Genomic DNA, 23,693 nt, shown 5'->3' on the forward strand with positions numbered 1-23,693 from the left:
CCATGGTCGAGCTCGGTCCCAGCCTGCCGCTCATCGTCGTCGCCGCGCTGACCGCGGTCGGCTGTGGCATCGTCTCCGGCGCCTTCTTCGCCTTCTCCACGTTCGCGATGCAGGGCATCGCGGCGCTGGAGACGCCGGCCGCGGTGCGGGCGATGCAGTCGGTCAACGTGGCGGCGGTCCGGCCGCCGCTGATGATCGCCCTGTTCGGCACGGCGGTGCTCAGCATCGTCATGATCATTCTCGGCGTGCTCGGCCTCGGCCAGGGCCACGGCTGGTGGTTCCTGATCGGCGGATTGCTCTACCTGATCGGCAATCCGGTGCTGACGATCGTCTACAACGTGCCGCGCAACAATGCCCTGGCCGCGGTCGACCCGGACACGCCCGAGGCGGCCGAGGTGTGGCAGCGCTATCAGCGCGAGTGGGTGCCGGCCAACACGGTCCGCTCGGTCACCGCCGCCCTCGCCGCGGCACTGATGATCATCGGGCTCGCCGTCTCCTGACCGGCCTCAGCCGAACCCGTCGCCCCTCGAACCGCACCCGGAGCCTCGCGGAGGCTCAGCCGAATCCGCCGACGCCGCGGGACCGGTCGAATTGATGGACCCGGGTCAACGGCCATTCCTGGTACGGGAACGTCCGCAGCTCGTCGCCGTCGAACGCCGCGTCGACCCCTTCCTCGCGGAGCCGGTCGGTCAGCAGCGCGGTGAGCCGGTCGGCCTCGCCGGCCCGCTCCGCCTGCAGCGGCTTGATCTCGTCGGGGTCGGCGGCAAGATCGAAAAGCAGTCGGTGACCGCCGTTGGCGAGCCAGATCAGCTTCAGGTCGCCGGTCCGGACCATCGCCTTGAACCGTCGGCTGCCGGGCCGGCCGTGGTAGCCGAACAGCGCGTCCCGGGGCGCTGCCGTACCGTCGAGCAGGCCGAGCAGATCGCTGCCCTGGCGGAGTTCCGGCGCTCCGGCCGCCGACGTCGCCAGCCCGAACAGGTCGGTCAGGCAGGCCAGTTCCGAGCGATGATCACCGGGCGCGATCCGGCCCGGCCAGGAGATCAGGAACGGCACCCGGGTCGCCGCCTCGAAGAAGCTCTCCTTCTGCCAGCCGTGATGATCACCGAGCAGGTCGCCGTGATCGGCGAAGAAGCAGATCACGGTGTTGTCGGCGTCCGGTCTTCGCTCGACGGCGTCCAGCAGGTCGCCGAGGCAGGCGTCGATGTAGCTGATCTCGCCGTAGTAGCGGGCCCGCAGCGCCCGGGCCCGGTGCGGGTCGACGTCCTCGGCGTAGACCAGGTGATTCATCCAGGGCAGATGTTGATCAAGGTGATCGACGGCAAGATCGCCGAGCACCGGGTCCGGCATCCGGTCCGGATCGTAGCGCCGGTTGTACGGCAGCGGCGGCGCGAACGGCGGATGCGGCCCGATGTAGGACACGAAGCCGAACCACGGCCGGCCGTCATCTTGATCAAGAAGCCCGATCGCCTCCCGGGTGGCCCACGCCTCGACCGTGCAGTCGGCCGGCAGCGGGCTGAGCTGCGGCATGTAGTACATGTCGGTCCGCTCCCCCATCAACGCCTCGAGCCAGTCGTGCTCGGGATGCTCGGCGGCGATCCAGGCCGCGTAGGCGTCCCCGGCCCGTTGCGCCGGCGACTCGTACAGCTCCTCGCTGTGCCGCTGCACCTGGAAGCCGACCGGCGCGTCCCACGGCGTGGTGTGGAACTTGCCGACGCCCCAGGTGCGGTAGCCGAATCCCGCCATCGTCTCGGCCAGGTAGGGACCGCACCGGTCCCGGATCGCGGCATGCGCGCCGTCCGGCATCGTGTTGTCGTAGAGCCCGGTCCGGGTCGGTTCACTGCCGCTGCGCAACGTGTACCGGGCCGGAACGCAGACCGGGCAGGTCGAATAGGCGTTGTCGAAGATCGCACCGCGGGCCGCGAGCCGATCGAGGTTCGGTGTCGCGAGGTCGGGGTTGCCGAGCGACGCGATCGTGTCGAAACGCTGCTGGTCGGTCATCACGAACAGCACGTTCGGCCGGTCCGCCATGGGTCTCCCCTTCCTCACCGCGCCGGCAGCAGCCGGGCGCGGTCGCCCCGCAGGGCGGCTTCACGGGCGTTCCAGGCCTCGACCATGCCGACGTGCTCGAGCAGCCGGTCCGCGGGCAGGAACTGATCTTCGGCCGCGGCCAGCAGCGCAGCGAGCTCGGCGTCCGCCGTGGCGACCCGAGCGGCGGCGTCCGGCGCCTCGACCAGGTTGTCCTGCTGCCACGGGTCATTCCGGTCGTCGTAGAGCAGCCAGGGCCGGCCGTCGACCGTCCGCGCGTACGTCACGTCCTCGGTGATCAGGCCGCGCCACTCCCCGATCCCCTGATCGAAGCCGTTGTCGCAGCTGACCCAGTTGCCGATGATCACCTCGTCACGCAGCCGAGCGCCGGCGCGAAGTCGATCACTGAGGTCCTGCCCGTCGGCGCCCACCGGCGGCAGCCCGGCCAGGCCGAGCAGCGTCGGCGCGAGGTCGGTCAGCCCGAACAGCCCGTCCGGCCGGGACGCCGGGATGCCGGGACCATTGATCACCAGCGGCACCCGGACCGCCTCCGCATAAGGGCTCTGCTTGGCCCGGAGGCCGTGCGCGCCGAGCAGGTCGCCGTGATCGGAGCTGACGACGATGATCGTGTTCTTGCGCAGCCCGAGCCGGTCCAATTCGGCGACGATGCGGCCCAACTCGGCGTCGACCGCGGTGATCGCGCTCCAGTAAAGGCTCAACGTGTCCCGCTGCTCGGCGGTGTCCGCGGTGTTCGGCGGTACGGTTGCGGCGGCGGGGTCGTAGCAACGGAGGCGTTCCGGGACCGAGTCGTACGGGTCGTGCGGCGGGTTGTACGAGACCATGAGGAAGAACGGCTCGGATCCCTGCCGGGACAGGAACTCCAGCGCGAGATCGGTGTGCACCTTCGGCTCGTACCCGGAGAAGTCGATCTTGGTGTCCGGCCCGGTGTAGTAGTGCCCGTCGACGTGATCATGGGAGCAGTCGACGCCGACCCAGTGCTCGATGCCCGGCCGGGCGGCCGGCGGCACCCACTTGTCCCGGGGCAGCCCGGCCAGGTGCCACTTGCCGATCCAACCGGTCCGATAGCCGGCAGCGGCGAGCGCCGTGCCGAGCGTCGGCAGCTCCGTCGGCAGCGGCAGGTCGTTCGCGACGACGCCGTGCCGGTGCGGCAGCGAGCCGGTGACCAGGCTGGCCCGGCTCGGCCCGCAGATCGGCGCGTTGGACCGCGCACCGGCAACCGCCGCGCCGGTCTCCGCCAGCCGGTCCAGATGCGGGGTCCGGACCGCCGAGGTCTTGCCGCGATCATCGTCCAGCCAGCCCTGGTCCTGGCCGCGCCACTGGTCGGCCAGCACCAGGACGACGTTGGGCCGGGTCACGCCTGGAACTCCTGCGGGTCGACCTCGCCGCTCTTCACCGCGGCGTCGTAGGCGGCCTGCATCCGCTGCTGCATCGAGGACAGCGCCGGCCCGAGGTCGGCGGCCGGGTCGAGCAGCAGCTTCTCGATCGTCTGGTCGACCTTCTCGCCGTCGACCTGGAGCAGCCCTCCTGGCGTCTTCGGCCACTGGCGATCAAGGTCGGCCGGCCGGAACTGCTGCAGGAACGCGTTGTCCTTGATCGCGGCCGAGTCCCAGACCTCGTCGTTGATCGGCGGTGCGGCCTTGGCGGCCAGGGCCTCCTGGATGCCGTCGCCGACCATCACCTGGAACACCTTCGCCGCCTGCTCCGGGTGCTTGCTGGTCGACGAGATCGCGTACGGGTAGCCGGCGTTCATCGGTGACCGGACCAGCTGCTGACCGTCCGGTACCGGCAGCGGCACCGCCACGGCGGAGACGTTGCTCTTCAGGTCGGCCAGGGAGGAGACGATCGCGCTGCTGGCCAGGTGCATTCCGGCCTCGCCCTTGCCGAAGGCGTTTGCCGCGACGTCGCCGGTCAGCGTCGCCGCGCCCGGGTAGGCCGTCTTGTCGGTGATCATGGCCCGGTAGAGCTCGATGATCGGGGCGTACTTCTCGGACTCGTACTTCTGCGCCGCCGCGTCGAACAGCCCGAACTGGGCCAGCGACTCGTCGCCGGCCATCAACGGGATGTCGACGCTCCACTGCCGGAAGCCGGTCGCCTTGATCGGGATGATCACGCCGAACGCGTCGCCGCCGCCGGCCTTGGTGATCTTGGCCGCCGCTTCGCGTACCTCCGTGAACGTCGTCGGTGGCGCCGCGGGATCCAGCCCGGCCTTCTCGAACAGCTCGGTGTTGATCACCATCCGGTTGGTGAAGGCCGTCGTCGGCACCGCGAACGGCACGCCGCCCCAGACCAGTTCGCTGTTCTTCTGGTGGTACGGGGCCGCCCGCTCCAGCACCGCTTGGTCGACCAGGTCGGGCAGCGGCAGCACCCAGCCGGCGGCGACGAACGCGCCGAGCTGGGACGACGGGCTGTGGAACAGGTCGGGCGCCCGCTTGGTCTGGAAGCCGACCCGGACGATCTCCTCGTACTTGTCGGTCGCCTGCGGCTCGTACTGGACGGTGATGCCGAGCTCGGCGCCCTCCTTGCCGTTCCAGGCCTGGAAGAACTCCTGGCGGGCCTTGGCGTGGGCGCCGGCCCGGTCCCAGACGACCACGGTGGCGGGGCCGCCGGACGTGCCGGTCGGCGAGCCGCTACAGCCGGCGGCGGCCAGGCCGGTCGCGGCCAGGCCGCCGAGGAAGCCACGGCGGGTGAAGGATGCAGTCATCGTTGAACCTCATCTCGGGGTGCGAGCGCACTCGCGCGGTCGTGGAGCATGATCGAAAGGCTGGCGACGGCGGCCGGGACGGCGAGCGCCAGCAACGGGCCCAGATAGGGCACTCGGGTGAACAGCAGGACGGCGGCGGCCCCGGCGATCAGCACCGCGGTCGCGCCGGTCACGGCCAGGTCGATCCTGGTCAGGGCGAGCCGGTAGGCCGTTTTGATCGCGGCGACGGTGCGGCCGGTCCGTTCGAAGATCACGAACGTCCAGGGGGCAAGCAGCAGCCAGGTGACGCCGGCCAGGCTGCTGGTGATCAACACGACCCAGCTGTACGGCCCGCCCGGCGACGGGCCGAACAGGCCGATGATCACCAACGCCGCGGCACCGAGGTGACAGCCTGCCAGCGGCAGCGCCGGGAACAGGTGCCCGGTCAGGTAGCGCACGCTCTCGGCCGGGCTGAGCGACGCCTCGCCGCGGGCGTACCGACGTTGCTGGGTGATCAGCCAGAGCGTCGCCGCCGGCATGGTGATCACCGGCAGGCACAACAGCGCCCAGCAGCAGCTGGTCCAGGCCCAGTGCCACCAGCGGGACCAAGCCCGGAGCAGGGCGCCGTCGGGCGCGAAGACCGCGTTCATCCCTTCACCGACCCCTCGGTCCAGCCGCGGACGAAGTGGCGCTGCAGCAGCACGAAGATCACCACGATCGGCACCAGCGCCAGGTTCGCCCCGGCCAGGACGGTGTTGTACGGCGTCATGCCCTCCGCGGCGTCGTACTGCAGCGCGCTGACCCCGACCACGAGGGTGCGCAGATCGGGCGCGGCCAGCGAGAAGACGAGCGGCACCTGGTAGTTGTTCCAGGACGCCTGGAAGCCCAGGATCACCGTGGTGGCGAGGATCGGCCGCATCAGCGGGAACGTCACCCGCCAGTAGGTGCCGAACAGGCCGCACCCGTCCACCCGGGCGGCGTCCTCCATCTCGGTGCCGAGCCCGATCACGAACGCCTTGATCAGGAAGATGTGCACCAGCATGATGCCGGCCAGCTGGACCAGGGCGATGCCGAGCAGGTTGTCCAGCCCGAGCGCCTCGGCGATCACGTACTGCGGATAGAGGGTGGCGGTGGTCAGCCCGACGAAGAGGGTGCCGACGTAGAGCCCCTCGAGCAGCCGCTGCCCGCGCAGTTGCCGGCGGGCCAGCACGTACCCGGTCATGCTCGAGGCGAGCGTGTCCAGCACCACCACGAGTGCCGTGACGATCAGGCTGTTCAGGAAGTAGCGGGAGAAGTTCGCCGTGGTCCAGGCCTGGGCGTAGGTCCCCCATTCCCAGACCCGCGGCAGGATTCCGCCGTTCCGGCTGAGGATCTGGTCCAGCGGCGACACCGACGCCAGCAGCCCGAAGATCAACGGCGAGATCATGATCAACGCGGCACCGATCAAGATCACCTGGAGCAGGACGGCGAGCGGGCGGACCCGCTTGCTGCGGCGTCTGCCGGGTCGGAACGTCGACTGAACCTGTCGAAGCCCCTCGGACCCGCCCTGCGACAGGCGCTGGGGGCGCGTGGTCTCCGGAGCGGTCATGCCGCGGTCCTCCCGCTCCGGCTCAGGCGCAGGTAGGCCACCGAGATGATGCCGACGACCACGCTGGCGCTGATCCCCAACGCGGCCGCGTACCCGATCTGGGGCACGGCTTCCGGCTCGAAGAAGAACCGGTAGAGGTAGGTGAACATCACCTCGGTGCTGCCCGCCGGCCCGCCATCGGTGAGCGTCTTGACCAGGTCGAAGCTGCGCAGCGTGCCGATGATCGAGATCAAGATCACCACCCGGGTGACCGGCGCCAGCATCGGCATCACGATGTGCCGCAGCGTCGCCCAGTGCCCGGCGCCGTCCAGCGCGGCGCTCTCCAGGAGTTCGTTCGGGATCGTCATCATGCCGGCGAAGAAGAGCAGCAGGTTGATCCCGAGGTGGGCCCAGACCGCGACGCCGATCAGGCTGCCGAGCGCGCTGCCGGCCTCGCCGAGGAACCGTACCGGCGCCTCGAGCAGGCCCGACCCGGTGAGCAGCTGGTTCACCGGCCCGCCGGTCTCCCGGAGCAGGAAGACGAAGATGATGCCGATGATCGCCGGCGACAGCACGTGCGGCAGGAAGAAGATCGTCCGGTAGAACGTGCCGCCGCGGACGCCGCGGAAGAAGACGTACGCCAGCAGCAGGGCCAGCGGGATCTCGATGATCAACCGGCCGAACCCGAACTTCAGCGTGTTCAGCACCGCGTCCCACCACTGCTCGTCGCCGGCCATCCGCTGATAGTTGGCCGGCCCGGTGAACTGCGGTGCCGAGAATCCGTTCCAGCGTTGAAAACTGAACCACAGCAGCCAGCTGATCGGCAGCAGCGCGAAGGCGACGTACGGCAGCAGGCTGGGCACCAGCATCGCGTACCCGACCCGGTCCTCGCGACGGTGCCAACGGGCCCGCCGCACCGGTGATCGACGGGCGGCGTCGGAGCTGGCTTCCGGAGACATCCCCGTCCCCTCCTCGTTCGATGATCGATCCGGCGGCCAATTTAGATCGATCTAAACACGGGCGTCAAGTGTCGCCGCGAACTCTCGGAGGATGAGAATCAGGCGCAGCCGCAGGAGACCCGGGCGTGCACCTTCGGCGCCGGCGGCCGCCGGCTCCCCTTCGCGGGCAGGCCCATCTCGTCGAGCAGCACCCGGGCGCAGACCCGACCCAGGCCGACCGGATCGGTGGCGATGCTGCTGATCGGCGGGTTCCACATCGCCGACTGGTGCAGGTCGTCGATGCCGAGCACCGAGACCTCCGGACTTCCATGATCACCAAGCGCGCGGACCAGGCCGTAGGCGACGTTGTCGCTGTGGCACAGCACGCCGTCGGGCGGACGGACGCCGGCGGCGAGCAACTCCCCGGCCCGCCGGTACGCGGCGTCGGCGGACGCCTCGACCGGCTCCGACCACACGGCATCCCAGTCAACGTGGGCCTTGCTCGAGGCCCGGCGGAACGCGCGCAGCCGGCCGACCCGCGGCGACGCCAGCGGATCGCCGCCGAAGTAGGCCACCCGGCGGCAGCCGTGCACCTCGATCAGGTGCCGGGCGCCGAGCCGGCCGATCGCTGCCTCGTCGGTGCCGACGAACGGCAGCCCGACCCCCTCGATGTCACGGAGCAGGGTCACCGTCGGCAGATCGCTGCGCCGGATCACCGCAAAATGCTCGGGTCCGGAGGTGATCGCCGGAATCGTCACTACGCCGGCCGCACGGTGCTCGACCAGGGAACGCAGGATCTGCTCCTGCAACTCGAGCCGGTCCACCGTGTTGGCGATCATGACGAAGAACCCGACCTCGCCGAGCACCTCCTGGACACCGAGCGAGACCTCGCCGACGAACGGGTTCATCACGTCGGGCATGACGAGCCCGACCAGGTCATTGCGCTGCGTGCGCAGGTTGGCCGCCGCCTGGTTGTAGACGTAGCCGAGCCGCTCGGCCTCCGCCAGCACCGCGGTCCGGGTCGTCGCCGACACCAGCGGGCTGTTCCGCATCACCAGCGACACGGTCGCCCGGGAGACGCCGAGCGAGTCCGCGACGTCGATCATCCGGACCCGCCGCCCGCCGGACCGCCCCGTCCCTTGCATCGCTCACCTCCAACGAATCCTGCGCGGCCCGAAGCATAACCGTCGCGCCCCGACCACCCCGGAATCCGCGGTCAGGACTCCGAGCGTGGCGCGTACATGATCACGATCACCCCGGCCAGGCAGATCAGCGCGCCGAGCACGTCCCAGCGGTCCGGCCGGAAGCCGTCGACGATCATGGCCCAGGCCAGCGAGCCGGCGACGAAGATCCCGCCGTACGCGGCCAGGATCCGACCGAAGTGCGGGTCGGGTTGCAGGGTGGCGACGAAGCCGTACAGGCCGAGGGCGATCACCCCGGCGCCGACCCAGAGCCAGCCCTTGTGCTCACGCAGTCCCTGCCAGACCAGCCAGGCGCCGCCGATCTCCGCCACCGCGGCCAGCAGGAAGAGCCCGATCGAGCGAAGAATGATCATGGAGCGAACTCTAGGTCGGCCGTCCCCCGGCCTCGGCGAACGGGATCGGGCAGCCGGGAATCGACACGCACTCGAGCAGGTCGTCGCAGCCGGCCGCGATGGCGTTGCGCAACGTCTCCGCGATCACCTGCAGCTCCGCGATCCGCGCCTCGACGTCGCTCAGCTTCGCCTCGGCCCGGCGCCGGAAGCCCGCCCCCTCCCCCGCCGGATGGCGGTGCCCGGCCAGCTCCAGCAGGTCGGCGATCTCGTCCAGACTGAACCCCAGCCGCTGGGTCGTCTTGATCACCCGCAGCATCATGATCACCTCGTCCGGATAGAGCCGGTGCCCGCCGAGACTGCGGTCCGGTTCCTCGATCAGGCCTCGCCGCTCGTAGTACCGCAGCGTCTGGGGATTGATCCCGACCGCCGCGGCCACCTCGGCCGGCCGCAGTCCCTGGTACGTGGACACGCCGGTCACCCGGCCAGACCCGCGGCCGCCACAGCGCGCGTCACGACGGCGTCCAGCACCGCGGCCCGAGCCGGCGGAACCGAGACCAGCAGGCCGATCCGGCCGGGATCGGCGGCATCCACTTCGAAGCGGAAGAAGGAGCAGCACTCCACCTCCCGGGCGGCCAGGTCGCGGGCCGTTCCGGCTGCCTCGCCGGCCAGGATCAGCCGTGCCGTCACGGCGTCGACCCGTTCGACGGACCGGAGCGCGTCCGCGAACAACGCGTCGAACTCCGCGACCCGGAGCGGCTGCTCGACGGTCGGCAGGGTGCAGGAATCCGGGGCCCAGCCCGGATCGGTGTTCGTCATGCCTCGACGGTAAACCCGTACCCAAGTATCGGTTGCAACGGTTTCAGGACTTCCGGCCGGCCTCCTCCGTGCGCCGGCGGAAGTGCTCGCCGACCCGCTCCAGCACGTCCAGCTGGGCCGGGTTGAACACGTCGGCCATGGCGTCGTTGACGGTCTTGGTGACGTACCCGAGCCCGCGCGGCGCGTTCGCCTGGAGCGTCGCGATGTCGGGATTCGCCATGATCAACTCGAGATAGTGCGGGAACAGCCGGTCGGCGACGCCGCGCCGGGTGTCCTCGTCGGCGTCGGCCGGCAGCTCGTCGAACTCGACGGCGGCGTCGGTGCGCTGGTAGCCGGCCAGCATCCGCCGCATCGCCTCGATCCCCTCGGGACCGAGCACGCGCCCGTACACGACGATCAGGGCACGGTCGGCCTCGGTCAGGTCGGCGGAGACGTCGGCCAGCTCCGGCGGCAGGTCGGTCGGCAGGCTCTGCCGCAGAATCAACGCCAGTTCGGCCCGGATCCGCTGCAGCCGCTCGATCGTCGCGGCCAGCTCGGAGTCGAGCAGCCGCAACGCCTGCTCGGGGTGTTCGTCGGCGTTCCCCATCGCGGCGATCTGGGGCAGCGACAGGCCGAGATCGGTCAGCCGCCGGATCCGCAGCAGCCGGACCAGGTGCGCGACCCCGTACTGCTTGTAACCGTTGGCGGCCCGCTCGGGCTCCTCCAGCAGGCCCACCTCGTGGTAGTGCCGGACCGCCTTCAACGTCGTTCCGGCCAGCTCCGCCAACTGCCGGGTGCTCCACGCCACGTCGCTCCTGTTCGTCGTCCTCGGCCACCAGTCCACCGGATGCCCCAGGGGCACGGTCAAGTTCGCGGCGCGGTTTGACTGTGCCCCCACGGCATGGTCTGGACTGGTCGGGAAGCCACCGTGCGGGAAGGAATGATCATGACCGAGACCACCAGTCAGGTGCCCGAGGCCCGGCCGGCGCTGCGGCCGGGCTGGCCGGAGATCATCGTCGGGCTGGCCGCGATGTCCCTCGTCGGGTACGGGATCCCGATCCTGCTCTTCCGGCCGCTCGGCATCACCGGGGCCATGAGCGGCGTACTGCTGGCCCTGCTCTCCGGCGGCGCGGGCATGATCGGCTTCGCGGCGGCGGCACTGATCCGGATCCGCAGCCTGGGCCCGTTCGGCGTCCGGAGGACCACGGCGACGTGGCTGTTGCTCGGGCTGGCCGGCGGCGTGCTGGCCCTGATCCTCAAGATCATCATCATGCCGGCGATGACCTCCCTGTTCGGGCTCGCCACCGATACTCAGGACAGCTACGTGCAGGGCGCCGGCAACGGGCCGCTCTTCGTGATCTTGATGATGCTGTTCCTGGCCGTGATCACGCCGATCGGCGAGGAGTTCCTGTTCCGCGGCGTCGTCACGACCGCCTTGCTGCGTTACGGACCGTGGATCGGCGTGATCGGCAGCTCGGTGATCTTCGCGCTGATGCACGGCATCAACTCCGTCCTGCTGGCGGCCGTGATCGTCGGACTGATCGCCGGCGAGCTCCGGCGCCGCAGCGGCTCCATCTGGCCCGGCGTGATCGTGCACGCCGTCAACAACTCGATCACCGTCGTGGTCTACGCCGCGATGAGCCTTCCCAGCTGAACCGGGCCGCTGCCCGGCTCGCGGTGCGAGGATGATCCCGATGGAGTCGTACGTCGAGCGTCCGCCGGTGCCGGAGCTGTCCGGCATGGTGCGGACCGTCTGGATCCAGCGCACCGGCGAGGCCGCGTACGTGCAACGACACCTGCCCACCGGCGGGGCCGAGCTGCACCTGCCGGTCGGCGGTACGCCGGTGCTGGCCGGGCCGCTGACGGGTCCCTCGATCGAGATCATCCCGGCCCGGACCACGCTGATCGGGGTCAGGTTCCACCCGGGCGCCGCACCGGTGTTGCCGGCCATGCTCGACGAGCTGGTCGACCAGCGGATCCGGCTGGCCGAGCTGTGGGGCGAGGCCGATCGCTGGTCCGAGGCGGTGGCCCGGGCCGCGACTCCCGAGCAGGCGCTCCGGGAGGTCCAGGCCCGGCTGCTCGCGCGCTACCGGCAGTCCCGGGTCGACCCTTTGATCGGCGCGGCGGTACGGGCGCTGATGCCGTGGCAGACGATCAACGTCGACGCGCTGGCCGGCCGGCTCGCGCTGTCCGCCAGCCAGCTGCGCCGCCGGTGTCTGCAGGCGGTCGGGATGAGTCCCAAGGTCTTGCAGCGGACGTTGCGATTCCAGGGTTTCCTGGCGCTGGCCCAGGCCGGTGCCAGCGCGTCCGGTCGGCGCGGCGCCGACGGAACGGCCGGGCTCGCGATCGACGCCGGGTACGCCGACCAGGCGCACCTGAGCCGGGAGTGCCTCCGGCTGACCGGGCTCACTCCGCGGCAGCTGCTCGGCGGCGACCTCGACCGGTGCGCCTGCGGGCATGATCACGCGGCGTCCTACGGCCCGTTCCTGGCCGCCCGGCCGACCTGAGTCTGCGCGATTTGTTCAAGCTCAGGGAGTCGGCCCGGCCGTAGCTTCGACTCGTGCCCGGTCTCTCCCTCGACGGCGCGGTGTTCTCCCCGGACTCGCCCGGCTACGACGCCGCTCGCCGGCCGGCCCATCCCGCCTATCGCGGGGTGCGGCCGAGGCTGGTGGCGCAGTGCCGGTCGATGTCGGATGTCGTCCGTACGCTCTCGTACGCGCGCGGAACGGGAGAACGGTTCGCCATCCGCAGCGGCGGCCACTGCTTCGCCGGCCGGTCGTCGACCGATGGCGTGCTGCTCGACCTGTCCGGGCTCGACGAGGTCTCGGTCCGGCGCGGGATCGCCGGCGTCGGGGCGGGTGCCAGGCTCGGCCGGGTCTATGCCGCGCTGCACGAGTCCGGCCGGACCCTGCCGGCGGGGTGTGGGCCGACCGTCGGCATCGCTGGGCTGACCCTCGGCGGCGGAATCGGGCTGCTCGGCCGCCGGTACGGGCTGACCAGCGACCGCCTGGTCGGCGCCCGGGTGGTGCTCGCCGACGGCAGCGTCGTGGACTGCGACCCGGATTGCGAGCCCGACCTCTTCTGGGCGTTGCGCGGTGCCGGCGGCGGGCAGTTCGGCGTCGTCACCACGCTGCGGTACGAGACGGTGCCCGAGCCGGTGATGACCCGGATCGAGGGGACCTGGTCCGGCGTCGACCCGACCGCGCTGGTCGCGGCCTGGCAGGACTGGGCGCCCGACGCGCCGGACGAGCTCACGGTGAACCTCACCCTGGTGTCCGATCCGGGTCGTCCGGTCGGCATCACGTTGGTGGGAGCCGCGGCTCTCGACGAGGCGGCGACGCGGACGCTGCTCCGGGACCTGCTCGCGCCGGCCGGGATGCCGTCGGCGGTGGTTCGGTTGCGCGGCGGGCTGGCGTACCAGCGATTGAAGAGCACCCTGACCGATCCGCGGGACGTGCCCGAGCGGGTGCTGCGGATCAGGTCGGAGTTCTTTCGTCGCAGCCTGCCGCCGCGATTGCTCGGGGAACTGCTGGAAGGGTTCGGTGAGCAGCGTGCCGCCGGGCGCCGGCAGCTCACCTTCACGGCGATGGGTGGTACCTACAACCGGGTCCCCGCCGCGGCGACGGCGTTCGCGCATCGCGCCGAGCGGTTTCTGCTCGAACACATCGGCGACCCCTCCGATGGCTGGGTGGACCAGTCGTGGGCCACGGCGCACCGGGGCGGCTCCGGCCGGGTCTATCCCAACTTTCCCGATCCGGTGCTCGCGGACGCGCCGGCGGCCTATCACGCGGAGAACCGGACCAGGCTGGCCGCGATCAAGCGGGCCTACGACCCGGACGGGTTCTTCGATGTCCCGCGGCGGAGTTGATCAACAGTGAAGGAGTCTCGATGATCTTGGTGACCGGTGGTCTCGGCATGATCGGCGCCCACACGGCGAAGGCGTTGATCGACAGCGGACAGCAGGTGGTCGTGACGGCGTACCGGAGGATCGAGGTGCCGTCCTTCCTGGCCGATCGAGTGATCGTGGAGACGCTCGACGTGACGGACCGCGACGCGTTCCTCGGTCTCGCCGAACGGCATTCGATCACCGACATCGTGCATCTCGCCGGCTCCGTTCCCGGCGCCGACCCGGTCTCCTTCTTCCGCACCGACCTGACCGGTCTGCTCAACGCGCTGGACGCCGCCCGTGCCTGGCAGGTGCGCCGGTTCGCCGTCGCGAGCAGCCTCGGGGTCTACCTCGGTCGCCCGGAGATCCCCTGGCGGGAAGACCTCGCGCTGCCGAGCGCCGACCTGCCGCACTTGATCATCGCCTTCAAGAAGGCGGTCGAACCGCTCACCACGCATGCCTTGCAGGGCAGCGGAGTCCAGCCGGTGATCATGCGCATCGGCACCATCTGGGGTCCGCTGGTGGATCCGGAGTCGCCGTTCTTCCACCTTCCCCCGTACGTCAGCGCCGTGCTCCGCGGTGATCAACCCGCCGCCCTGTACGCCGACGACGGCTTCGACTGCTGCTATGCCCCGGATGCCGGCCGGGCGATCGCGTCCTTGATCGCGACCGAGACCTTGCGGCACGACAGCTACAACGTCTCCAGTGGTCGCCGGGCGACCAACCGTGAGGTCGCCGACGCGCTGCGGGCGATCCTGCCGGAGGCGCAGCTCGAGCTGCTGCCCGGCCGCCGAGGCGGTGCCGGCGACGACCCGTACCTCGACATCACCAGGCTCACCGAGGACACCGGCTTCACGCCGGCGTTCGACCTGCCCGCGGCCGTTGCCGACTATGTCGCCTGGCGCGCCGACCATCCCCGCTGAACCAGGAGCATGATCATGTTGGATCCCGACGTTCACCGCGCCCTTGCCGGCGCCTCGATCGCCCACCTGGCCACAGTTCTGCCCGACGGCTCGCCGCACGTCGTGCCGGTCTTCGCCGGCATCGAGGGCGATCGGATCGCGGTCTTCACCGGTCCGGGCTCGCGCAAGGCCCGCAACCTGCGGCGGGATCCTCGCGTCGCCCTGTCGGTCGCGCCCGCCGACGGACCGTTCCAGCCGGTGATCGTCCGCGGCCGGGTGGTCGCCTGGGTCGAGGACGAATCGCGCTGGGAGATCATCGACCGGATCGCCGTGACCTACCTCGGCGAGCCCTATCCCCGAGACCAGGACCGGATCGTGATGATCATCGAACCCGAGCAGCAGATCGTCGGAGTGCGGTAGCTCCTTGCCCAAGCGGACCCCGGCGATCCCGGGGATGTGATGTGCCCCCTGGTCCGTGGGGCTGTAGCAGATCCGCGTGGCGAAGTGCTCCGGTTTGTGCCACTGGCCGGGACCGGAACCTGTGTGCGGGCCCGGCTGGCCGATCTCGGGCTGAACAGCCCTGCCTGAGCGGGTCCAGAATGTCGGGCGGCGGGGGTCACACCGAAGATCTGGCGGTCCCGGTCCGGCAGCCCGGTTCCTGCCGCCAGCGAGCGCTTTGACCGCGCTTCCGGCTTCGCGCAGAGGCCCTTTCCGCTCGGTGCGGCCGGATCGCGCACGGCAAAAGATCTTGCGGTCTGGCCTGCCGGATCGTCCGCCGGGTCGCTCCGGGCATCCCCCGGAACCGCCACCGCCCTCACGCCCCATTCCGCCACAGGCTCTACACCCGGCCGGATGTGCCCACTCGGTCAGCGGGCCCGGGCCGAGGTGGGAATGGGTGAGGTCGATGGAGGCGGGGGGTGCAGCCGGGGCGGCACCGATCTGTGGGGGCTTCCGGCCGCGAACGGAACCTGTTGCGGATTCGGCGCAGTCGTGCGACCTCGCGGAAGATCTTGTTGGTGCGGTGACGTCGTCGAGCGGACGTCCTGACCGGCGAATCCGGCCCGAATGGAGGTCAAGGCGTCCGCCCAGTGAATGGGGCGTGGCACGGCCGCGCAGGTTGCTGTTGCTCAGCGGGGCTGTGGCACAGAATTGCATTTGCTGCGGCCCTACGGCCGAGAAATCGGTTGGCGGGCTCAGACGGTCGTCGCAACAACGGTCTTGGGAGGTTGTTGTGGCGGTCGATGCTGGAGTGCGGGCGCGGGTGTTGGCGTTGGTGGCGGCGGGTGAGTCGTGTCGTGGTGCGGCGCGCCGGGTCGGGATTTCCTATCGGAGCGTGGTGCGGTGGGCCAATCTGGCCGGTATGGAGTTGCAGCCGGGCCGGATCGGCGGGATCGCTGGGGTCAGTGCGTTTCGGCGGTCACCGCGGGCGCGGCCTCCGCGGGTGCTGCCGGAGGGGGACTATCTGGCTGAGAACGGCCGGTTGACGCTGGCCGGGCGGGTGGTGATCGCGGTCCGGCTCCGGGACCAGTGGCGGCCTGCCGCGATCGCCCGGGCGTTGGGGGTGCACCGGTCCACGGTGAAGCGTGAGATCGAGGCCGGCAGCGTGGACGGTCGTTACCGGCCCAAGATCGCCCAGCGGCTGGCCGACGAGCGGCGTCGTCGGCCGAAGTCGGACCGGGTCAAGATCAGGCCCGGGACCGAGTTGTGGGACGAGTTGATCGCCCGGCTGAATGCCAAGCAGTCACCCGAGCAGATCGCCGGCAGGCTGGCCCTGGACTTCGCCGGGCGTGACGCTATGCAGGTGAGCCACGAAACGATCTACCAGGCCCTCTACGTGCAGGGCGCCGGGGCGCTACGCCACGAACTGGCCGTGGAGAAAGCGCTGCGGTCGGGCCGGACCAGCCGCCGGCCACGGTCCAAACTCGGACCACGGTCGAACCGGTCCTGGATCGGCACCGCCACCATCACCGCCCGCCCGGCCGAGGCCGAGGATCGGGCCGTGCCCGGTCACTGGGAAGGCGACCTGATCATCGGCGGCGGTAACCAACGCTCGGCGCTGATCACCCTGTTCGAACGCACCACCCGGTTCTGCCTGATCAGCCGGATCACCGTCCATGACGCCGCGACCGTGACCGACCGGCTCACCGAGATGGCCGCCCGGCTCCCGGCAGCGTTGTGGCGGTCCCTGACCTGGGACCAAGGCGTGGAGATGGCCGACCACGCCCGGTTCACCATCGCGACCGGTTGCCCCGTGTTCTTCTGCGATCCCCACTCGCCCTGGCAACGCCCGACCAACGAGAACGGCAACGGCCTGCTCCGAGAGTTCTTCCCCAAAGGCACCGACTTCACCAAGATCACCGACGAGCAAGTCGCCGAAGCCGAACACCTCCTCAACACCCGCCCCCGCAAGATCTTGAACTACCAGACCCCCGCTGAGAAGCTTGCTCAACTAATCACTGTTGCGAAAGCAGCTTGAATCCGCCGTTCCCCATGGCAGCAGAATGCAAAATCGTGCCACTCGCCGCAGCCAGCGGTCGGGCCGTGATACCAGACGGCTGGGCCGGGTTCGGTGGGTCCGACGCGACACCCCGGTCTGTGGGTGACCTTCAGCCGCGAACACCCGGCCGGATTTGCCCCACTCAGCATGGTCGGGCCGGGGGTCGGTGGGACCGGGGTCGGCTGGGCCAGAGTCGATGGGACTCGGGCCTCGACCGGGGGCCGGGACCAGTTCCAGGCCCGATCCGGCTCCACTGTCCGCGGCCACGAGCCGCGCCAGGCGCCGGCCGAAGCGGGTCAAGGCGCTCGGCAGTCAGGGCGCCCGCCTGCCCGGCAGCCAGCCCGAGCACATCCGCTATCGGTTCGGGCGGTTCACCCGTGACTCTGCACGGACACGGTCGACGCGACCCCGGTCTGTGGGATGTGACTTCCGGCCGCGAACACCCGGCCGGATTTGCCCCACTCAGCCTGCGGGTCGGGCCGGGCGATCGGGTGAGGTCGTGATGCGGGACGGCTGGCCCGGGATCGGTAGGGCCGGGCCCTGGGCCAGCGCCGATGGGCCGACGCGACCCCCAGTCTGTGGGTGACCTCCAGCCGCGAACACCCGGCCGGACATGCCCCACTCAACCTGCGGGTCGGGCCGTGATGCCAGACGGCTGGGCCGGGATCGGTAGGGCCGGACCCTGGACCAGCGCCGATGGGCCGACGCGACCCCCAGTCTGTGGGTGACCTCCAGCCGCGAACACCCGGCCGGACATGCCCCACTCAACCTGCGGGTCGGGCCGTGATGCCAGACGGGTCGGCCGGGGTCGGTGAGGCCCGGCCCCGGGCCAGCGCCGATGGGCCGACGCGACCCCCAGTCTGTGGGTGACCTCCAGCCGCGAACACCCGGCCGGACATGCCCCACTCAACCTGCGGGTCGGGCCGTGATGCCAGACGGCTGGGCCGGGGTCGGTGAGGCCCGGCCCCTGGCCAGCGCCGATGGGCCGACGCGGCCCCCAGTCTGTGGGTGACCTCCAGCCGCGAAGACCCGGCCGGATATGCCCCACTCAGCATGGTCGGGTCGGGGTCGGCGGGACCGAGGTCGGCTGGGCCAGAGTCGATGAGGCCGACGCGACGCCCGGTCTGTGGGTGACATCCAGCCGCGAACACCCGGCCGGACATGCCCCACTCAGCCTGCGGGTCGGGTCGTGATGCCAGGCGGCTGGGCCGGATCGATGGAACCGAGCCCTGGGCCAGCGCCGATGGGCCGACGCGACACCCGGTCTGTGGGTGACCTCCAGCCGCGAACACCCGGCGGAATATGCCCCACTCAGCATGGTCGGGCCGGGGTCGGCGGGACCGAGGTCGGCTGGGCCGGAGTCGATGGGGCCGACGTGACACCCGGTCTGTGGGTGACCTCCAGCCGCGAACACCCGGCCGGATATGCCCCACTCAGCCTGCGGTCGGGTCGGGGTCGGCTGGGGCAGGGTCGATGGGACTCGGGCCTCGACCGGGGGCCAGGACCAGTTCAGGCCTGATCCGACTCCACTGTCCGGTGGCCACGGACCGCGCGCGGGCCGGACCTGCTCGACGGTCAGGACCCGCCGGCCTGCACGGCAGCCAGTCCGAGCACTTCCGCTATCGATTCGAGCGCACCCGTGACTCTGCGCGGATTCCGCCGGCGCGACGCCCCGTCTGTGATCGACAAGTCGGGTCATTCCTCCGCGCCCGTGTGCAGGTCGGGCAGCTCGCGCATCGTCCAGAACCGTCCGGTGACGACGAAGGCGGCTGCGCCGAGCTGACCAGTGGCGGCGATCCATAGGGTCGGTACCACGCCCAGCGTGGCGCCGAGCGCCCCGGCCAGCAGGGCGGCGAGTGGCATCACGCCCCAGACGACGAAGCGGACCGAGGCGTTCATCCGGCCGAGCAGCCGGGCCGGCGTGATCCGCTGCCGGAACGTCACCTGGGTGATGTTGTAGAGCAGGGCGGTGAAGGTGCCGACGAAGAACTGCGCCACGAGCAACGGGAACGCGACCGCCGGCACCAACGCGGCGAGCGGCACCAGCAGGCCGATCACACTGAAGCCGATCGCACTGACCGGGATCGCCCTCGCCTCCCCGATCAGCCGGACGATCCGAGGGGTCACCACGGCACCGAGCAGCCCGCCGACCGATCCGAGGGAGAACACGATGCCCATCGCCTGCGGCGTGAAACCCAACTCTCGAAGGAGAAGCAGCGGCAGCAGCGTCACCGAGATCGTGTTGAAGAAGTTGGACACGCCGGTGGTGCCGACGATGCGGCGCAGCAGCGGCTCGCTGAACACGAACCGCAGTCCCTCCCCGATCTCGCGCAGGATCGGGCCATGATCATCACGCGGGCGCCGCTCCTCGTGATCATGAGTAAGGCTCAACGCGAGCACCGACACCAGGTAGGTGCCGGCGGTGGCGATCATGGCGAGCGGCGCCGTGATCAACCCGATCAGCCAGCCGCCGACACCGGGCCCGGCGATGTTCGCGAGTTCGTACGTCGCCTGCAGCTTGCCGTTCGCCTCGGCGATCTGCCGCGGCCTGACCAGGGCCGGGACGATGCTCTGGTACGACACGTCGAAGAACACCGACGCGACTCCGACGATGCCGGCCACGATGATCAACTGCCAGAGCTGGAGCAGGCCGGCCAGCCAGAGCAGCGGTACGCAGGCCAGGGCGACCACGCGAACCAGATCGGCGATGATCATGACCTGACGCTTGCGCAGCCGGTCGATCCACACCCCCGCCGGCAGCCCGACGACCAGGAACGCGGCGACGTTCGCGGCATTCAGTACGCCGACCTCGAACGCACCCGCGCCGAGCAGCAGCACGGCGAGGACCGGAATCGCGAGCTCGGAGATCTGCGCGCCGAACTGGGCGAACGCCTGGCCGCCCCACAGCGTCAGGAAGTTGCGATCCCGCCACAGCGATCCGTCGCCACCCTCCGCCGGAATCGCATCACCCTCGGTCGCGCCGGACCGCGGCAGTGATTGAGACATGCCAATCAGTCTGCAAGGACCGATTGAGACTTGTCAATCAGTCCTTGTAGGCTGCCGGCATGGCGGTGGCCGAGGAGGAGGCACGGATCCGGGCGCTCAGCTCGCCGGTGCGGTTGCGCGTGCTGCGCCTGTGCGCCTTCGAATCCCGTACCAACAAGGAACTCGCCGAACTCCTCGACGTCAATCCCGGCACGATGCTGCACCACGTCCGTTCCCTCGTCAGCACCGGCTATCTGGTGGCCGAGCCGGAGCGCGCCGGCAACCAGGGAGCCCGCGAGGTCCCCTACCGGGCGACCGGGCTGTCCTGGCGGACACCGATCCCGAACGGCTCCTACGTCCTCGTCGAGACGTTCCTGCAGCAGATCGACGGCGTCCCGCCCGACGAGCTCGACGTCACCTGGCTCGGCCTCAAGCTCAACGCCGAGCACAAGATCGAATTCCAGGAACGCCTGTATGCGCTGGTGAACGAGTTCAAGGAACGCGGCCCGGACCCCGACGGCGACACCTATTCGCTGTTCGCCGCGCTGCACCCCGACCGCAACCCGCCCGCTCCCCGCTGAGCCGCAGAAGGGTCGGATCATGGTGACCGGAATCGTGGTGATGGCGGACTACCACGCCGACCCCGTCTGGGCTGCGGACGAGCAGGGCCGGCCGGGGCCGATGCTGGACCTGGACGGGCTGCCCGCCTCGGATCGGTTGAAGGCCGACTTGCGTGCGTGGGCGGCCGAGTTCGACGGGCTTGCCGCCACGGACTACGCGTGGCCCGACCATGATCAGGAGCAGCGCTGGATCAGGGCCGGCCGCGGGCTCGCCGATCGGCTGGCCCGCGAACTAGGGCCGGAGTTCCGGGTGCACTATCGCGGCTGATCCCCTCTTCTCGGGTACGGACTCGTCGAGGCCGAACCGGGCGTGGACGGGGCGCAGGAACCGCGGCAGCCACCAGTTGGCCCGGCCGGCCAGCCGCATCGAGGCGGGCAGCAGGACCGCGCGGAGCAGGGTGGCGTCGACGATGATCGCGACCGCGGTGCCGACGCCGATCAGCTGCAGGTAGCTGACCTCGGCGGTGGCGTAGAGCAGGAAGGTCAGGGCGAGGATCGCGGCGGCGGTGCTGACCAGGGGCCCGCTGCGCTGCAGGCCGACCAGGACGGACCGCCGGGTGTCACCGGTGCGCTCGTACTCCTCCCGGATCCGGGCGATCAGGAACACCTCGTAGTCCATCGACAGGCCGTAGACGATGCAGAACATCAAGATCGGGAAGGTCAGGTTGACGTCGCCGGTCGGTGTGAAGCCGAGCAGCCCGGCCAGCGCTCCGTCCTGGAACCCGACCACGATCACGCCGGCCATCACGGCCAGGCTGAGCAGGTTGAGCACCGTCGCCTTGACCGGGATCAGCAGGCTGCCCGACATCAGGAACAAGATCACGAAGGTGACGGCGATGATCAAGGCGGCGAGCGGCGGCACCCATTGCGCCAGTACGGTCTCGAAGTCCACGAGCTCGGCCGGGAAACCGCCGACCAGCACCGATGCCGGCGCCGGTACGGCACGCACCGCCGCGACCAGGTCCGACGACGAACGCTCCAGCGCCGCCTGGGCGGGGATCGCCGCGATCCAGGCCGAGCCGGCGCTCGCATAGCGCCCGGAGTCCGCCGCCGGACCGGCGATCCGCTCACCACCGATGTAGCTGCCGGTGACCGCGTTGACCCGCACGATGCCGTCGACCCGGGACAGGTCCCGGGCATAGCCGTCGATCGCCGCATCCCGGTCCGGCGACTCGGGCAGGGCCGGCAGCACCACGGCCAGGGCGTCCTGCGGTTCGGCGACGAACTCGGCCCGCATCGTGTCGTACGCGGCGCGGGCCGACGAGACATCGGCGGACAGGATCCGGTCGTCCGGAGGACCGGGCCGGAAGCCGAGCGCGGGTGCCGCCAGCAGGCCGACCAGGGCCAGCGCGGCGAGCCCGTACCTGATCGGGCGTTGCATCACCCGCTCCCCGGTCCGATACCAGAACCCGCGCTCCACCGGCGCGCTCCGGCCGCCGCGGCGGGCGAACCGCGGGCCAAAGATGATCATGGTCGCCGGCAGGATGACCAGAGTGCCGACCAGCGCGCTGGCGACCACCAGCACGCCGGCATAGCCGAACGAGCGCAGGAAGGCGTACGGGAACAGCATCAGCACCGCGACCGAGGCGGCGACAGTCAGTCCGCTGAACAGCACCGTGCGGCCGGCGGACCGTACGGTGTCGATCACCGCGGTCCGAATCTCCGCTCCGGCGGCGAGTTCCTCGCGGAACCGGGCGATCAGGAACAGGCTGTAGTCGACCCCGAGCGCCAGCCCCATCACGAGTGTGATGTTCGCCGCGAACGTGGACACCTCGGTGATCATGGCCAGCCCGCGCAGCGCGGCCAGCGTGCCGATGATCGAGAACAGGCCGACGGCCAGCGTCGCCAGCGCCGGCACCACCCGGCGGAAGACGATGATCAGCAGCACCAGCAGCAGCGGCACGATGATCAGCTCGGCGCGCAGGAAGTCCGCCCTGGCCTGATCACCAATCTGGGCCGAGATCGCCTCGCCGCCGGCCACCTCGACGCCGATCGCGGGAAGCTCTCGGGTGAAGCCGGGGATGATCGTCTCGCTCAGTCGTTGCCGCGTCTCGGTCGGGTCGCCGTCCAGCCAGGCCAAGATCACGGCCCGCCCGCCGTCCTCGCTGCGCAAGGTCGGATCCCCTCCGGTGGACCAGTACGACCAGACGTCCCGGATCCCCGGCACGGCGCCGAGTTCGGCGGCGACGTCGGTCGCGGCCCGGGACACGCCCGGATCGTCGACCGTGCCGTCGCGGGCCGTCACCAGCAGCACCAGGTTCGCGCTGTTCGTGTCGAACTCCCCGACCAGGACCTCCTGGGCCCGGACCGACTCGGTCCCCGGCGCCTCCCACAGGGATAGCGTCAGCGCGCCCAGCGCGCCGGCGGCGGCGACGCCGAGCAGGACCGTCGCGGCGACCGCCGCCGCGAGCGTGAGGCGAGCATGCCCGGCGACCAGACCGGCCCAGCGAGTCAGGGCGCCAGGTCGATCGGGGGACGTGCGGGTCGGCGTTGCCATGGTTCCTCCGGGGCATCGAGACGTAACATGAGCAAGTGCTCGCATTGCAGAATACGAGCAATTACTCGCATTTTCTAGAGGGAGGTCGAGGAATGCCCGACGGAGCGCGCCCGGAGCGCCGGCGTCAGGAGCGCGGCGTGCGCCGGATGGAGCAGCTCCTCGACGCCGCCGCGGGGCTGTTCGCCGAGATCGGGTACGACAGCGCCACCACCAACAAGATCGCCGCCCGAGCCGGCGTCTCCCCCGGCACCCTGTACCAGTTCTTCTCCAGCAAGGAGGACATCGCGCAGGCGCTGGCCGACCGCTACATCCCGCAGCTGGAGCAGGCCCATCGCGACGCCACGTCGGGCGATCTCGACGCGCTCGGACCGGCCGACCTGGTCGACCGGATCGTCGATCCGATCATCGCGATGAACGTCGCCAATCCCGGCATGAAGGACCTGATCGGGCGGTCCGAGCTACCGGAGCACATCATCGCCCCGGCCCGCCGGGTGCAGGCGGCGGTCGCCGGCCGGGTCGCCGAGGTGATCGGCCGCCAGCGTCCCGAGCTCGACGAGGCGGCCCGGCGGCGGTACGCGACGACCGTGCTCCGGCTCTTCGCGACGTTCGTGCCGCTGGCGGTGTCCGCGGGCGACGACGAGCGCGAGCAGGTGATCGCCGAGTTCAAGACGGTGCTGCGCGGCTATCTGACCGAGGTGCTCGCCGCCGGCTGAGACGCAGCGGCCGGTCACGAATCGTCGCTGCCC

23 protein-coding genes are annotated in these 23,693 nt (G+C 70.6%); 10 read left to right on the forward strand and 13 right to left on the reverse strand.

Features of this window, described 5'->3' with window-relative positions; all coding sequences use genetic code 11:
- Window positions 1-2: 2 nt before the first annotated feature.
- The gene (locus BKA15_RS06570; protein ID WP_179749165.1) at window positions 3-500 is read left to right on the forward strand and encodes an anthrone oxygenase family protein; all 498 of its coding nucleotides are present in this window, start codon (window positions 3-5) and stop codon (window positions 498-500) included.
- A gap of 55 nt (window positions 501-555) precedes the next feature.
- On the opposite strand, the gene BKA15_RS06575 is transcribed toward BKA15_RS06570, so the two are convergent.
- The 11 genes from BKA15_RS06575 to BKA15_RS06625 all read right to left on the reverse strand — a co-directional run bounded on the left by BKA15_RS06575 (window position 556) and on the right by BKA15_RS06625 (window position 10,368).
- Entirely contained in the window at window positions 556-2,028 is a 1,473-nt protein-coding gene (locus BKA15_RS06575) for a sulfatase family protein (protein WP_179749167.1), read from the reverse strand.
- A 14-nt stretch (window positions 2,029-2,042) separates the two neighbouring features.
- Window positions 2,043-3,401, reverse strand: a complete 1,359-nt coding sequence (locus BKA15_RS06580) for a sulfatase family protein (RefSeq protein ID WP_179749169.1) — start codon at window positions 3,399-3,401, stop codon at window positions 2,043-2,045.
- Window positions 3,398-4,747, reverse strand: coding sequence for an ABC transporter substrate-binding protein (locus tag BKA15_RS06585; RefSeq protein ID WP_179749171.1), 1,350 nt, complete (start codon window positions 4,745-4,747; stop codon window positions 3,398-3,400). The genes BKA15_RS06580 and BKA15_RS06585 overlap by 4 nt, the downstream gene beginning before the upstream one ends.
- Window positions 4,744-5,376: a hypothetical protein gene (locus BKA15_RS06590; RefSeq protein WP_179749173.1), complete on the reverse strand. Its 633-nt coding sequence runs from the start codon at window positions 5,374-5,376 to the stop codon at window positions 4,744-4,746. Before BKA15_RS06590 ends, BKA15_RS06585 begins: the two co-directional genes overlap by 4 nt.
- The gene (locus BKA15_RS06595; protein WP_179749175.1) at window positions 5,373-6,314 is read right to left on the reverse strand and encodes a carbohydrate ABC transporter permease; all 942 of its coding nucleotides are present in this window, start codon (window positions 6,312-6,314) and stop codon (window positions 5,373-5,375) included. The genes BKA15_RS06590 and BKA15_RS06595 overlap by 4 nt, the downstream gene beginning before the upstream one ends.
- Window positions 6,311-7,252: a carbohydrate ABC transporter permease gene (locus BKA15_RS06600; protein WP_179749177.1), complete on the reverse strand. Its 942-nt coding sequence runs from the start codon at window positions 7,250-7,252 to the stop codon at window positions 6,311-6,313. Before BKA15_RS06600 ends, BKA15_RS06595 begins: the two co-directional genes overlap by 4 nt.
- Window positions 7,253-7,350: 98 nt before the next feature.
- Window positions 7,351-8,376: a LacI family DNA-binding transcriptional regulator gene (locus BKA15_RS06605; RefSeq protein ID WP_179749180.1), complete on the reverse strand. Its 1,026-nt coding sequence runs from the start codon at window positions 8,374-8,376 to the stop codon at window positions 7,351-7,353.
- 71 nt (window positions 8,377-8,447) lie between these two features.
- Window positions 8,448-8,786: a YnfA family protein gene (locus BKA15_RS06610; RefSeq protein WP_179749182.1), complete on the reverse strand. Its 339-nt coding sequence runs from the start codon at window positions 8,784-8,786 to the stop codon at window positions 8,448-8,450.
- A gap of 10 nt (window positions 8,787-8,796) precedes the next feature.
- On the reverse strand, window positions 8,797-9,234 hold the full coding sequence (locus tag BKA15_RS06615) for a MerR family transcriptional regulator (RefSeq protein WP_179749184.1): 438 nt from the start codon (window positions 9,232-9,234) through the stop codon (window positions 8,797-8,799).
- Between the two features lie 5 nt (window positions 9,235-9,239).
- Window positions 9,240-9,581: a hypothetical protein gene (locus BKA15_RS06620; RefSeq protein ID WP_179749185.1), complete on the reverse strand. Its 342-nt coding sequence runs from the start codon at window positions 9,579-9,581 to the stop codon at window positions 9,240-9,242.
- Between the two features lie 43 nt (window positions 9,582-9,624).
- Window positions 9,625-10,368 (reverse strand): helix-turn-helix domain-containing protein, encoded by a 744-nt coding sequence (locus tag BKA15_RS06625; RefSeq protein WP_179749187.1) that lies wholly within the window; start codon window positions 10,366-10,368, stop codon window positions 9,625-9,627.
- A 138-nt stretch (window positions 10,369-10,506) separates the two neighbouring features.
- On the opposite strand from BKA15_RS06625, the gene BKA15_RS06630 reads away from it, so the two are divergent.
- The 6 genes from BKA15_RS06630 to BKA15_RS06655 all read left to right on the forward strand — a co-directional run bounded on the left by BKA15_RS06630 (window position 10,507) and on the right by BKA15_RS06655 (window position 16,824).
- Complete coding sequence (locus BKA15_RS06630) at window positions 10,507-11,214, forward strand: CPBP family intramembrane glutamic endopeptidase (RefSeq protein ID WP_218871095.1); 708 nt, start codon at window positions 10,507-10,509, stop codon at window positions 11,212-11,214.
- Between the two features lie 40 nt (window positions 11,215-11,254).
- On the forward strand, window positions 11,255-12,067 hold the full coding sequence (locus BKA15_RS06635) for a helix-turn-helix domain-containing protein (protein ID WP_179749191.1): 813 nt from the start codon (window positions 11,255-11,257) through the stop codon (window positions 12,065-12,067).
- Between the two features lie 53 nt (window positions 12,068-12,120).
- Window positions 12,121-13,428 (forward strand): FAD-binding oxidoreductase, encoded by a 1,308-nt coding sequence (locus tag BKA15_RS06640; RefSeq protein ID WP_179749193.1) that lies wholly within the window; start codon window positions 12,121-12,123, stop codon window positions 13,426-13,428.
- A 20-nt stretch (window positions 13,429-13,448) separates the two neighbouring features.
- Window positions 13,449-14,369, forward strand: a complete 921-nt coding sequence (locus BKA15_RS06645; RefSeq protein WP_179749196.1) for an NAD-dependent epimerase/dehydratase family protein — start codon at window positions 13,449-13,451, stop codon at window positions 14,367-14,369.
- Window positions 14,370-14,378: 9 nt separating this feature from the next.
- Window positions 14,379-14,768: a TIGR03618 family F420-dependent PPOX class oxidoreductase gene (locus BKA15_RS06650; RefSeq protein WP_246322276.1), complete on the forward strand. Its 390-nt coding sequence runs from the start codon at window positions 14,379-14,381 to the stop codon at window positions 14,766-14,768.
- An 853-nt stretch (window positions 14,769-15,621) separates the two neighbouring features.
- Window positions 15,622-16,824: an IS30 family transposase gene (locus BKA15_RS06655; RefSeq protein WP_312879673.1), complete on the forward strand. Its 1,203-nt coding sequence runs from the start codon at window positions 15,622-15,624 to the stop codon at window positions 16,822-16,824.
- Window positions 16,825-18,540: 1,716 nt separating this feature from the next.
- Here BKA15_RS06655 and BKA15_RS06660 read toward each other — a convergent pair.
- Window positions 18,541-19,851 (reverse strand): MFS transporter, encoded by a 1,311-nt coding sequence (locus tag BKA15_RS06660; RefSeq protein ID WP_179749200.1) that lies wholly within the window; start codon window positions 19,849-19,851, stop codon window positions 18,541-18,543.
- Window positions 19,852-19,910: 59 nt separating this feature from the next.
- Between BKA15_RS06660 and BKA15_RS06665 the strand changes: the two genes are divergently transcribed.
- Window positions 19,911-20,411, forward strand: a complete 501-nt coding sequence (locus tag BKA15_RS06665; protein WP_179749202.1) for a helix-turn-helix domain-containing protein — start codon at window positions 19,911-19,913, stop codon at window positions 20,409-20,411.
- Window positions 20,412-20,430: 19 nt separating this feature from the next.
- Window positions 20,431-20,718: an immunity protein CdiI family protein gene (locus BKA15_RS06670; protein ID WP_179749204.1), complete on the forward strand. Its 288-nt coding sequence runs from the start codon at window positions 20,431-20,433 to the stop codon at window positions 20,716-20,718.
- Here the strand turns inward: BKA15_RS06670 and BKA15_RS06675 are convergent.
- Window positions 20,683-22,947: an MMPL family transporter gene (locus tag BKA15_RS06675; RefSeq protein ID WP_179749206.1), complete on the reverse strand. Its 2,265-nt coding sequence runs from the start codon at window positions 22,945-22,947 to the stop codon at window positions 20,683-20,685. The two genes, BKA15_RS06670 and BKA15_RS06675, sit on opposite strands and share 36 nt — an antisense overlap.
- A 92-nt stretch (window positions 22,948-23,039) precedes the next feature.
- Here BKA15_RS06675 and BKA15_RS06680 point away from each other — a divergent pair, with 92 nt between their 5' ends.
- Complete coding sequence (locus BKA15_RS06680) at window positions 23,040-23,660, forward strand: TetR/AcrR family transcriptional regulator (protein ID WP_179749207.1); 621 nt, start codon at window positions 23,040-23,042, stop codon at window positions 23,658-23,660.
- The last annotated feature ends 33 nt before the right edge of the window (window positions 23,661-23,693 follow it).

The organism is Microlunatus parietis, assembly GCF_013407955.1.
GTDB lineage: Bacteria > Actinomycetota > Actinomycetes > Propionibacteriales > Propionibacteriaceae > Microlunatus > Microlunatus parietis.